The sequence below is a fragment of the Chryseolinea lacunae genome (assembly GCF_016735595.1).
Classification (GTDB): Bacteria; Bacteroidota; Bacteroidia; order Cytophagales; family Cyclobacteriaceae; genus Chryseolinea; species Chryseolinea lacunae.
The window spans coordinates 54021-66153 of record NZ_JAERRB010000005.1; the positions used below are offsets into that span (position 1 = coordinate 54021).

Annotated in this window: 12 protein-coding genes; 7 read left to right on the forward strand and 5 right to left on the reverse strand. The window is 52.2% G+C overall.

Annotated elements, in window-relative coordinates; genetic code table 11:
* Window positions 1–40 precede the first annotated feature (40 nt).
* Complete coding sequence (locus JI741_RS15715) at window positions 41–817, forward strand: HAD-IIA family hydrolase (RefSeq protein WP_202011174.1); 777 nt, start codon at window positions 41–43, stop codon at window positions 815–817.
* A gap of 40 nt (window positions 818–857) precedes the next feature.
* Here the strand turns inward: JI741_RS15715 and JI741_RS15720 are convergent, their stop codons facing one another.
* On the reverse strand, window positions 858–1739 hold the full coding sequence (locus JI741_RS15720) for a phosphate/phosphite/phosphonate ABC transporter substrate-binding protein (RefSeq protein ID WP_202011176.1): 882 nt from the start codon (window positions 1737–1739) through the stop codon (window positions 858–860).
* A 336-nt stretch (window positions 1740–2075) separates the two neighbouring features.
* Here JI741_RS15720 and JI741_RS15725 point away from each other — a divergent pair, with 336 nt between their 5' ends.
* Window positions 2076–2885, forward strand: coding sequence for a glutaminyl-peptide cyclotransferase (locus tag JI741_RS15725; RefSeq protein ID WP_202011177.1), 810 nt, complete (start codon window positions 2076–2078; stop codon window positions 2883–2885).
* A gap of 38 nt (window positions 2886–2923) precedes the next feature.
* Window positions 2924–3367 carry a hypothetical protein gene (locus JI741_RS15730; RefSeq protein ID WP_202011179.1) on the forward strand — a complete coding sequence of 148 codons (444 nt, stop codon included), beginning with the start codon at window positions 2924–2926 and terminating at the stop codon, window positions 3365–3367.
* A 16-nt stretch (window positions 3368–3383) separates the two neighbouring features.
* Here JI741_RS15730 and JI741_RS15735 read toward each other — a convergent pair whose 3' ends face one another.
* The gene (locus JI741_RS15735; protein WP_439647550.1) at window positions 3384–5303 is read right to left on the reverse strand and encodes a heavy metal translocating P-type ATPase; all 1920 of its coding nucleotides are present in this window, start codon (window positions 5301–5303) and stop codon (window positions 3384–3386) included.
* A 212-nt stretch (window positions 5304–5515) separates the two neighbouring features.
* Here JI741_RS15735 and JI741_RS15740 point away from each other — a divergent pair, with 212 nt between their 5' ends.
* From JI741_RS15740 to JI741_RS15755, 4 genes are all read left to right on the forward strand, one after another.
* Entirely contained in the window at window positions 5516–6199 is a 684-nt protein-coding gene (locus JI741_RS15740; RefSeq protein WP_202011183.1) for a FadR/GntR family transcriptional regulator, read from the forward strand.
* 17 nt (window positions 6200–6216) lie between these two features.
* Window positions 6217–7443 carry an MFS transporter gene (locus JI741_RS15745; protein WP_202011184.1) on the forward strand — a complete coding sequence of 409 codons (1227 nt, stop codon included), beginning with the start codon at window positions 6217–6219 and terminating at the stop codon, window positions 7441–7443.
* A 244-nt stretch (window positions 7444–7687) separates the two neighbouring features.
* Window positions 7688–8305: a cysteine hydrolase family protein gene (locus JI741_RS15750; RefSeq protein ID WP_202011186.1), complete on the forward strand. Its 618-nt coding sequence runs from the start codon at window positions 7688–7690 to the stop codon at window positions 8303–8305.
* Between the two features lie 3 nt (window positions 8306–8308).
* Window positions 8309–8839 carry a hypothetical protein gene (locus tag JI741_RS15755; protein WP_202011188.1) on the forward strand — a complete coding sequence of 177 codons (531 nt, stop codon included), beginning with the start codon at window positions 8309–8311 and terminating at the stop codon, window positions 8837–8839.
* Window positions 8840–8863: 24 nt separating this feature from the next.
* Here JI741_RS15755 and JI741_RS15760 read toward each other — a convergent pair whose 3' ends face one another.
* The 3 genes from JI741_RS15760 to JI741_RS15770 all read right to left on the reverse strand — a co-directional run bounded on the left by JI741_RS15760 (window position 8864) and on the right by JI741_RS15770 (window position 12102).
* Window positions 8864–10273, reverse strand: coding sequence for a sigma-54-dependent transcriptional regulator (locus JI741_RS15760; protein ID WP_202011190.1), 1410 nt, complete (start codon window positions 10271–10273; stop codon window positions 8864–8866).
* Window positions 10274–10372: 99 nt separating this feature from the next.
* The gene (locus tag JI741_RS15765; protein ID WP_202011192.1) at window positions 10373–11164 is read right to left on the reverse strand and encodes an MBL fold metallo-hydrolase; all 792 of its coding nucleotides are present in this window, start codon (window positions 11162–11164) and stop codon (window positions 10373–10375) included.
* Window positions 11161–12102 carry a helix-turn-helix domain-containing protein gene (locus JI741_RS15770; protein ID WP_202011194.1) on the reverse strand — a complete coding sequence of 314 codons (942 nt, stop codon included), beginning with the start codon at window positions 12100–12102 and terminating at the stop codon, window positions 11161–11163. Before JI741_RS15770 ends, JI741_RS15765 begins: the two co-directional genes overlap by 4 nt.
* Between the last annotated feature and the right edge of the window lie 31 nt (window positions 12103–12133).

The following is a 12133-nucleotide window of genomic DNA, read 5'->3' on the forward strand; positions in this document are numbered from 1 at the left end:
AACTTTTGGAGACCGAAAGGTTCTACCAAAAAAAAGCATTATGGCGAAAGGTTTATTGATTGATATGGACGGCGTGATCTACGGTGGCGACCTCATGATTCCCGGGGCCGACACGTTTATTGCCCGCTTACTGAAGGACGGAATTCCCTTCGCATTTATGACCAACAACAGCCAGCGCACGCCGCTGGAAGCCGTGCGCAAGCTGAAGCGCCTCGGCATTGAGGTCACCGAAAATCACATCTACACCAGCGCCATGGCCACCGCCAAATTTCTGGCCGGGCAGGTGCCCAAAGGAACCGCCTATGTGCTGGGCGAGGGTGGCCTCATCAGCAGCCTCCACGACCACGGCATCACGCTGGTTGACACCGAACCCGACTTTGTGGTACTGGGCGAGGGCCGCAACTTCACCCTCGAAATGGTTCAACGCGCGGTAGACATGATTCTGGCCGGTGCCAAGTTCATCACCACCAACCGCGATCCCTCTCCCAAAAAGAAAGGCTGGAACAACCTGGGCATCGCCGCCACCACCGCCATGATTGAAGAAGCCACCGGCATCAAAGCCTTTGTGGTGGGCAAACCCGGCCCCGTGATGATGCGCTCGTCGCGCAAACACATCGGCCTCGAAACCGCCGACACTACCGTGATTGGCGACACCATGGACACCGACATACAAGGCGGCGTGCAAATGGGCTACCGCACCATTCTGGTGTTGTCGGGAATTTCAAAAAATGAGGAGCTGAAGAAATACGCGTTCAAACCCGACCTGGTGGTGAACTCCGTGAATGATATAGAGCTACCGTTAGAGTGGTGGAAATAAAAAACGTTTGAAAGCCCGGCCAGTCCGGGCCTCTTTTTTGTTAGCGGGCAACAACACCCATCACCTGCCGCAGCGAGTTGTAGTCGGTGTCTGATGCTTTCACAAAACCTTCGGAGCCGTAGAGTTCGCGGAGAACTTCTTTGCCTTTTTGCTCGGTAGAAAGTTTCACCAGCGCTACATAAAGCTTGCGGGCCGTGTCGGCGTCGAACGCTTTCGAAAACACGATGGGATCGTTGGGAATGGGATCGGTCTTCACAAGTGTGATCACCTTCTTCTCCACATCGGGATATTGATCTTTGATGCGACCCCGCGCATCGTGCAGTTCGCCGTTGGGGCCGGGGGGCGAATAGAACGCAGCGCCAGCATCTACCTTGCCTTCATAGACCATGCGCACCACTTCGTCGTGTTTTTTGGCGAACACGATCTTCGACGGTGTTATACTGTTTTTGTCCAGTATCTGTTTGGGATAGAGATAGCCCGACGTGGAAAGTTCGTCGGTGTAGGCCATGGATTTACCTTGAATGTCTTTGATGGTTTTGATGCCCGAACCCGCCCGGCAGATGATCTGTCCATAATATACAGATGCGCCATAGCGCAGCGACCGCAGCTTCACGAGGGCGCCGTGTTTCTGATGGGCAAGCACATAGCTCTGGCTGCTCATGATGGAGAAGCACGGCTCCGGGTTCCCGAATTTATCGACCAGGTTTTCGTACGACGGCGGCACGCCCAGCTTGATGGTGAGGCCGGTCTCCTTCTCCAGAAAATCTTTGATGAAATTTGCGCTCTTGTCCATCGACTCCACCGATACTGACGGGGTGAGATAGAAGTAGATCACTTTTTGCGATTGTCCCACAGAGAGCCTGGGGGCCAGGGTCAGAACGAGAACGATGCCGAGCAGCACAACTGCTTTCACTTTTTGCATGACGGGGGTCTTTTTAAAGTTAACTGATACAATTTTAATAACGCTTCTCCAGAATCATCTCACCGGCGGTTGCTTCCCCTCCAAGCATTCACTATTCAACCCAACCCATTGGAAACATCACGGCGATGCATCCCTGAAACCAGTGTCGTTTTTTAAACGATTACCAATCAAATATAGTAGCTTTTTAGATTGCCGGGCTTCTCAGGTAATGTTCCCGCAGGAATTTACGGCGGATGACGGCTGGATGTGGCCCTCCGGCCGATATGAGGCTTCGTTGTTTTTGGGGATGTGTAAGAATTTTAGTTTTTTCGAATCTTATTAACACCTGTATCTATCATGAAGCATCTGTTTATTGTTCTGTTGGCGGCGGCGGTAGTTGTGTTCGCTTCGTGTTCTAAAAAATCTTCCGACACCGAGACGCCGGCCGACACCCTGGCCCTGTCCTACAGCGTCCTGAAAACCCTTCCCCACGACACGGAGGCCTACACCGAAGGGTTGCTCATTCACCAGGGAAAAGTGCTGGAAAGCACCGGCCTCAACGGCAAGTCGTGGGTGGCCGAAGTGGACCCCGGCAGCGGCGTGCACACCAAGAAAATCGTGCTCGACAACCAGTATTTTGGCGAAGGCATTGCTGTGCTTCACAACAAACTCTACCAGCTCACCTACAAAACCCAGATCGGCTTTATCTACGACGCCACCACCTACAAACAGATCGGCGAATTTAAATACGAACCCGAAGGCTGGGGCATGACGCACGACAACAAAAACCTGATCATGAGCGTGGGCACCGAAAAACTTTATTACCTCGACACCACTAACCTCAGCGTGGCCCGCACCCTCACCGTGACCAACGAAGGCCAGAAACTGAAAAACATAAACGAACTCGAATTTGTGGACGGCTACATATTCGCCAACGTCTACGAAACTTCGTGGATCGTGAAGATTGACCCCGCCACCGGCAAAGTGGTAGGCCGCGTAGACCTCTCGCCCCTCACCGAAGAAGTGCGCCGCATGTCGCCCAACATCGACTACCTGAACGGCATTGCCTACGACCCTAACTCGAAAGCATTTTTGGTGACCGGGAAGAATTGGCCGAAGACGTTTTTGATACGGATTCAAAAGCCTGCGGCGGCGACAGGAGTCTAGGTTGTAAATGGCATTGCTTTTTCGAAACATTAATTTTTATGAGAATCAAAAGAAATGTTTTTATTGTTTCATGGCTTCTCCTATTGGCGCTCTCCTGCAATCAAATCGAGACTAGCAAGACCCTGAAGCAAGACGATATAGACCGTTTAAAAGGTCTAAAGCTTCTTGATGAAGGGGAAATTGTTATCAAGTTTTATAGTGAATTTAGGAAGAACGTTGCCGGTAATTTTTTTACAGACCGACGCATCGCGACCTATTGGATTGACAACCGAAATGCAGAGAAAGACAAAAAAGATTTCGCCTACTATAAAGACATTGCCAGAATTGACACAGTCTACAATGCCGGGGTTACTTTTTCTCCATACATGCTTGTCACTAAAACTAATGGCGAGCACTTTAAAGTAAGTGTTAATGGAAAGAAGGAAGACATAAGGTCATTTTTTGAAGATGCTCTTCAGGAGTGGAACCACAAGAAGCAATAAAACGCCGATCCACCCCTCACACCTTCATCCGCTGAATCCTCACCGCATTCAAAATCGCGAGCAACGCCACCCCTACATCGGCAATCACAGCTTCCCATAAGGTGGCCACGCCGCCAGCGCCGAGCAGCAGCACCAGCACTTTCACCGTGAGGGCCATCGAAATGTTTTGCCACACAATGTGGCGTGTGAGCTTGCCGATTTTTATGGCGGCTATAATTTTGGAAGGCTGATCGTTTTGAATAACAATGTCGGCGGTTTCGATGGTGGCGTCGCTGCCCAGGCCACCCATGGCAATGCCTGCATCGGCCAGCGCCACCACCGGTGCATCGTTCACGCCGTCGCCTACAAACGCGATGTGTTTGCCTTTGTCCTTTAAGGCCTGAACATGCTTCACTTTTTCTTCGGGCAACAGGTCGCCATAGGCATTGTCTATGCCCAGCGTGCCGGCCACACTTGTCACCACACTTTGTTTGTCGCCCGAAAGCATCACCGTGGCAATGTTCAGCGCATGCATCGACGCGATGGCCTGTCGTGCATCGTCTTTAATTTCGTCGGCAATGATGAGGTGGCCTGCATATTTTTCATTCACCGAAACCACCACCACGGTGTCTACCACTTCGGTGAGTGCGGCCGGGTAGGCAATGTTATGTTTCGCGAGAAGCTTTACGTTTCCGGCCAACACATTTTTTCCCTCCACAACTCCCGCGAGGCCGTGACCGGCAATTTCCGACACGTCTTTCACCGCGAGCGTTTTAAACGAATCGCCCGCATGGGCCACCACCGCCTTGGCAATGGGGTGTGTCGACTGATTTTCTAACGCCGCCACAAGGGCTACAAATTGTTCTTTATCAAAATCGTTTGTCACCACCTCCTGCACGTTAAAGACGCCTTTGGTGAGGGTGCCGGTTTTGTCCATCACCACGGTGTCGATGCGCGTCACCACATCCAGGTAGTTAGACCCTTTGAAGAGGATGCCGTTGCGCGAGGCCAACCCAATGCCGCCAAAATACCCCAGCGGAATAGACACCACCAACGCACAAGGACAGCTGATTACCAGGAACACCAGCGCCCGATAGAACCATTCCTGAAACACATAGTCGTGCACAAAAAAGTAGGGCACCACGCAAACACACAGCGCTAATGCAAACACGATGGGCGTATAGACTTTTGCAAACGTGCTGATGAAAAGTTGTGTTTGCGATTTGCGTGCCGTGGCACTTTGCACCATGTGGAGTATCTTGCTGAGCTTGCTGTCTTCATAGGGCGCCGTCACTTTTATTTCCACCACCTGGTCCAGATTAATCATACCTGCAAAAACCAGCTCGCCTTTTGTTTTGGTGTCGGGTCGGCTCTCGCCCGTGAGGGCGGCTGTGTTGAACGAAGCTTTGGTTGATTGCAATTCGCCATCGAGGGCCACCTTCTCACCGGCCTTCACCACCATGCTCTCACCCGGGTTTACGTCTTTGGGGTCCACCACGGTGGCCACGCCATGGCGTTGCACGGTGACCTCACCGGGCCGGATGTCGAGCAACGCTTTGATGCTGCGTTTGGCGCTACCCACGGCCGCATCCTGAAACCATTCGCCGATGGAATAGAACACCATCACCGCCACGCCCTCGCTATAGGCACCGATGGCAAAGGCTCCCACGGTGGCCACAGTCATCAACACAAACTCGTTAAAGAAATCAAGACGCATCGCTTTCCGAAACGCCAGGGCCACCACGCTGTAGCCCGCCAGGCAATAAGCCATTCCATAGATCGCAAGATCAAGAGGGAATAGGGATTTGATGTTGAAAGCAAATTCCAACGTCAACATCACCAGCAAAACAAACGTGGCCAGCAGCAACGCACCATGGGTACGCCACACCGATTCGGGCGCGGTGGTGGCCGGAGCCTTGGTCTTTTCGTTTTGCTTTACGGTTGCCGTTGTTTCCATTTTTTGTTTATTCATTGGGCCTTGAAGCTTACAAACGTTAATGCAGTGCTTCCAACGTTTCGGGAAGGTAATATTCTCGTGTTAAAAATCAGCCTTTCAGAGAAAAAAAATAGGCCAGCCTGTCTGGAGGAAATCTGCGAAACGATCTTTTTCGTTCTTGCAGAAAAAACACTACGTTTGTTCAATCATCAGATGATATGATGAATTAAGCCATGAGCCATCTCCTACGAAAATCGCTATCCGACGAAGTCGCCGCACGCCTGCAGGAAAAAATCTCGTTGGGGCACTACAAAGCCGGAGACAAACTTCCCATCGAGCCCGAACTGATGAAAACGTTTGGTGTGGGCCGATCAACCATTCGTGAGGCCATCAAGGTGTTGGCCAACGCCGGGTTTCTGAATGTGCGCCAGGGCCTTGGCACGTTTGTGGAAGCCGAAGCCGGCAGTAACGAGCCGTTTGACAAACGACTGAAACGCGCGCGCATGCAAGAGGTTGACGATGTGCGCGAAGTGCTGGAGCTGAAAATCGCCGCGAAAGCTGCGCTGAACCGAACCGAAAAAGATCTGCGCACCATCGAAAAACACCTGACACGCCGCAAGAAGGCCGCCACCGAAGGAGACCTCGAAGCCTGCGTGGAAGCCGACGTGCAGTTTCACATCTCCGTCGCCGAAGCCACCAAGAATCAAATCCTGGCCGACCTCTATCGCGTCATCTCCGTGCACCTGAAAAAAGGATTTATGCGTCTCTATAAAAACACCGACGCGTTCAAGGGAAGCCAACCCCTGCACGAAAAATTACTAAAGGCCATCGCCGCCCAAAACACCAGCCAGGCCAGCGATGCCGCCGAAAAAATTGTTGTCTATAAATATTCCAACGCCTCGAAAAGCATCTTGTAATCACACACATCATTCACATGAAAACAACGTCCGAAATATCACTGGAAGCCGAACCCATAAGTGTGCAAAAAACGGTGTTCCCCATCCTGTTCACCATCAGCTTCACCCACTTGCTAAACGACATGATGCAGTCGGTTATTCCGGCCGTCTATCCTTTACTCAAAGATCAATTCAAATTGTCGTTCACGGAAATAGGGTTGATCACACTAACGTTCCAACTCACCGCTTCCCTCCTGCAACCTTTTGTGGGATTTTATACCGACAAGAAACCCTTGCCGTTTTCACTGGCCATTGGCATGAGCTTCACGCTGGCGGGACTTCTCCTGCTTTCGGTGGCGGGCAGTTTTAGTGTGTTGCTGGTGTCGGTGGCGCTGGTGGGCATGGGCTCGTCTGTGTTTCATCCCGAATCTTCGCGCGTGGCGCAGCTGGCATCGGGTGGAAAGAAGGGGCTGGCACAATCCATCTTTCAGGTGGGTGGCAACGCCGGCAGTGCACTGGGTCCGCTGCTGGCGGCGCTCATCGTTATGCCCTATGGCATGCGCAGTGTGAGCTGGATTTCTGTGGCGGCCTTGCTGGGCATCTTTCTGCTTTGGCAGATCGGTAAATGGTATGCCAATCATTTACACTTAAAGAAAAGCAAAGTGGCTTCTCACCACGAGGGCCGTCCAAATTTATCCAAGGGAAAAATCATAGCGGCCATCGGCATTCTGTTGCTGCTCATCTTCTCCAAATATTTCTACATGGCCAACATGACAAGCTACTTCACCTTCTTCCTCATCGATAAATTTCACATCACACCACAGCAATCGCAGCTCTACCTGTTTGCGTTCCTAGCCGCCGTGGCGGTGGGCACCATTCTGGGCGGTCCCTTGGGCGATCGCTTTGGCCGAAAAGTAATTATCTGGTTCTCCATTCTCGGTGTGGCACCTTTCACACTGATGTTGCCCTATGCAAATTTGTTCTGGACCATTGTGCTCGCCGTCATCGTGGGGATGATCATCGCCTCGGCGTTCTCGGCCATTCTGGTCTATGCCACCGACCTGGTGCCGGGCAAAGTGGGCACTATTGCCGGATTGTTTTTTGGTCTTGCCTTTGGCATGGGGGGCCTCGGCTCGGCCGTGCTGGGAAATCTGGCCGATCACACCAGTATAAGCTTTGTGTTCAGAGTATGTGCTTTCCTCCCGCTTCTCGGCATTGTTACGGGGCTGTTACCCGATGTGGAGTCGCGTCATAAAAAATCCTGATCGCTTCAAAAAAAGTAAACGGCGTAAACTCAATATGATTTGAGTTTACGCCGTTTTGTTTTTCTATCTATCAAGACACCCGTTTCATCTGAATGCGTGCGAGGCTGCCGGCGTGAGTGTTGGACGTTGCAATCAATACATCTCCTTTCTGCATATAGCCATTGAACATCCGCTGGTCTGCACGCAACTTTGTGTTCCATCTCTTTTTCAGAAGTCAAAGTCGTTCACTTTAACACATAACCCTATGGCAACCTATCCTCACGAAAACACTGCGCTGGTTCTGGTCGATCCCTTCAATGATTTTCTTTCGGAGGGCGGAAAATTATATTCCTACACCCGAGAGACTGTGGAAGGTGTTGGGCTGGTAAAAAATTTGAAACGTCTTTTAACCGCGGCACGGCAACAGAAAATACAGGTGGTGTATGCACCCCACCACAACACTGTGAAGTCAGACTACCAGCACTGGCGATTCATGACACCCTCACACATCGGCAGTCAGAAAACCATGTTGTTTGAAAAGAATAGCTGGGGCGCCGAATTTCACCCGGAGCTTGTGGCGCACGAAGGCGACCTCATTGCACAAAATCACTGGACGGGTAGCGGCTTTGCCAACACCGACCTGGACTTCCTCCTGCGAAAACATGGCATCGACCACGTGGTGCTGGCAGGCATGCGCGCAAACACCTGTATCGATTCCACCGCGCGCTTTGCCGTTGAGCTGGGCTATCACGTCACGCTCATCAAAGACGGCGTGGCGGCGTTCAATTGGGAAGAGATCAAAGCGACGGTCGAAACAAATTTCCCAAACTACGGTCACGCGGTTTTGTCGACCGAAGAATTTGTCAACGCCATAACGCTGTAAGCCATGCAAGAAATCACCAGTCAATCCGTGACGGCGCTCGTTCATGCGCCGTTCGAAAAAATAAACCTGACCGAATGGTTGTTCACGTTGAGAGACCACGAATATCAGGCCTGCTCCGCAGCACACCTCGGTTGTGGCACGTCCGTCTCGCCCGAAGGCAAACGCATGTCGCTGAATGTGGAACTGATTGGCGGCACCCTGCTTGTGCAACATTATGTGGAAGACATCTCGCTGTCCGATCATTGCCGCGTCAACTCCATCTCCGATTCCATTTCGGCAGCCGGAAACACAACCTTGGGGATCACGTGGGAACTAAAGATCAGAAAGGTTAATGACGACTCCTGCGAGTTGACAAATCGTGTGGTTGTGAATTTCACAGACGCATTTCTCACACTGCTTCAACACGCCAACATCACCGACCTGGAACCGGTGAAACTCCGGATGGCCGAAAACGTGAAGGCTCACAACCACGAAGAAACACCACGCTTCGCTTCCGACATAGAGAAAAAAGCATTGGCCGGTGTGTGGAGTTGATGTGGCGGCCCGGCACGCAGGTCGTTAAGATTTTTTGAAGATGGTTTCTTTTTCGATGCCCAGCTTTTTGATTCTGGAATTGAGGGTCGACGAGTTCATGCCCAGCATTTCGGCGGCACCGCCTTTGCCAAAAATTTTGCCTTCCGATTTTCGCAGCACGGCAATGATGTGATCGCGCTCGTTCTCAAGCATGGTTTTCACCTGCTGTTTGTCGCCACCCGACGTCGGGTTCATTCCGGGGAGGAATACTTCCCTGATCTTTTTTCCCTCGGTGAGCAGAATGGAACGCTCCATGGTGTGGGCCAGCTCACGCACATTTCCGGGCCACGCATAGTTTATGAGTTCGGTGGTGAGGTCGTGCGCCAGCGGCTCGATAAGCTTGCCGTTCTTTGCCGAATAATATTCAATGAAGTGTTGCACCAGCAGGGGAATATCTTCGCGTCGTTCACGCAAGGGTGGCAACAGGAGCGGAAACACGTTGAGCCGGTAATAGAAGTCCATCCTGAACCGGCCTTCGGCGACCTCGCGTTCCAGGTTTCGGTTGGTGGCGGCCACGATGCGCACATCCACTTTAATGGTATCGGTGCTGCCGATGCGGTCTATTTCTTTCTCCTGCAACACGCGCAACAATTTCACCTGCACTTCCAGGGGTATTTCGCCAATTTCGTCCAGGAAAATTGTTCCGCCGTGGGCTTGTTCAAATTTGCCGATGCGTCGTTCGGTGGCGCCGGTAAACGAGCCCTTCTCATGGCCAAACAGCACCGACTCCACCAGGTTGGCGGGCAACGCAGCGCAGTTCACTTTAATCAACGGCTTCGCCCGGCGCGGCGACAGTTCGTGTATGCATTCGGCGATGCGCTCCTTGCCGGTGCCGCTTTCGCCCAACACCAGCACAGATGTGTCGGTGGGTGCCACAATGCGCAGGTTGTTCAACACCGTCTGGAGCCTGGGGCTTTTGCCGATGATGCCATAAAAGTTTCCGGGCCGTGGTATTCCTTCGCTGGGTTCGGTTGGGCGCAACGGGTTTTCGGTGTTGCGCATCATGGCTTCAAGGCTGTGCTGGTGGAGATACCACGCAATTTCCAACATCACCAGCACATCGGTTTCCCGAAAGGGTTTCACCAGAAATCCATAGGGCCGCGTGGCCTTTGCCGACTCCAGGGTTTCGCGGTTGGAGTTTGCCGAGAGATACACAAATGCAATGTTGCGTTCATTCAACTTCACGGCCAGGTCGATGCCCGTCAATGGGCCGCGCAGAAAGATGTCGAGCAACACCAGATCTGGTTTTTCAGACGCGACAATTTCAAGGGCGATGGGCACCGACCGCGCGATGCTGCACACGGAATAGCCGGCGCGTTCCAGAATCATCTGCAGGTTGTTGGCCTCTACAAACTGGTCTTCAACAATCAGGATTTTCTTGCTCTCGGTGTGCATAGCGCTTGGGGATGCCAGATAGGCGCGCGGGGTTCATGCCGCGGCAAAGTAAAAATACAAAAGTAAAAGATTCATCGCCCATCCCAGGTCCGCGGTTTGTCAAAACTTTGTTTTCTCTCCCGCCCTCAGAAACGTCACGCGATCGCGGGTGGTCAGGTTTCGTTTCAGAATGTTCATGAGGTCGCTTTCCTTTTCCTTGAAGTGCGTCCAACCCTTTTGGTGTATGGGAACAACCCGTCGCGGATTGAGCACGTCAACCGATTTCAGCAGGTCGCGGCTGTCCATGGTATATTGGCCAAACCCGGTGAGGTAGCGAAACTGCACGGCGCCCACGTGAAAAATGCCGATGTCGATTTTGGGAAAGTGTTTGGCCACGTCGCCAATGCCACCAAAATAAACCGTGTCGCCAGAGATATAGACAACGCCGTTTTGCTGGCCCTCGAATTCGATAACAAACCCGATCACCTTGCCCGACAAAAATTCAGGAATCCACCACGGGTGATGTTGGGCCGGGGTGGCCGTTATTTTCAGGTTTGGCACTTTGGGCGTATCTATCGCAATGCTCTCCCAGTCGTCAAGCCCGATGGTGCCGGGCATGGCGCGGCGGGCGGCTTTTGTGGAGATCACGGTCTGCACCGTTGAGGTCAGCTTTTTTCCGTTGTTGTCGAAGTTGTCTTTGTGTTGATGATGGCTGAGCAGAACAAGGTCGATGCCGTCGAGGTCGCCTTCGTTCCACACGGGGTCGCTGGTCTTTCGCGAGAAGGTGCCGTAGCCGTGGTAGTAAATTTTTCCGGCGCGGTCGAGCGTCGGGTCCGTCAGAATTTTGTAGCCGTTAATTTCCAGTAGCATGCAGGCCGTGTCGATGTGCGTGAGGGTGATGTCTGGTTTCATGTTGCACCGTGATTTTTCTGGAGGGAGGAAAGCTGCGTGTCGTGGTTCACGGACGACACGAACGCATGGGGCGAGCCCTTTTTGAAACGCGTGAAATTCACACCCGAGAAGTTTTTAAAAAACTTGCTGAAATGCGATGCGTCGTTGAAGCCGAGGTCGTAGGCGATCTGTTTCATGCTGTGGTTGGATTGGGCTGCGCGGCGTTTGGCTTCCGTCACCACATACTGGTGAATCCAGTGGCTCGCCGTGAGGCCCGACACACGTTTCACCACCTGGTTGAGATAGCTTGGCGTAACACACAACTCGCACGCATAAAATGAAACCGTTTTCTCGTTTGTGAAATGTTCGCCCACCAGCCGTGCAAACGAATTCATGAGTTCCACATTTCGCGAATATACATTCTGCGTCGACAGCACACCTTCCTTGCGCGACAGATACAGCAGGAAGAGCTTGAACAAGCCGGCCAGAATTTCGACCCGGAGCGAAAAGAAATGTAGAAACTCCTTTCTCATCTTATACAAGATATCATTTATTTCCGGCTGATTCTCATCGTCTACCTGATAGAGCAGCGGACTGTTCCGGTCGCAGCCGTTGGCCGACAACAACATGAAACTCAATTCAAATCCCGACCAGCGGAAATATTCGGCCGAAAGCGAAATGTAAAATCCTTCGAGGTCCTTGGTGAGACTCAACGTGCCCAGTTGCCCGATGGTGAGAATGCACACCGAGCCTTTCTCCATGGCAAACTCCCCAACGTCGGTGGTGAGCCGGGCCGTTCCGTGGGTAATGTAAAAGATCTCGTAACGATTCAATTGCCCCGTGAGGGTGAGGTCGGCAAACTTTCGTTCGCGCAGGTTCTTTAAGGTTTCAATTTCAAACTGACAGGTCAGGGATTGTTCGGAGGTGGTGGCACAACGTTCGTCCGTTCCTGGCGACATTGCATGTGGGGGTTCATGTTGCATAGGTCTA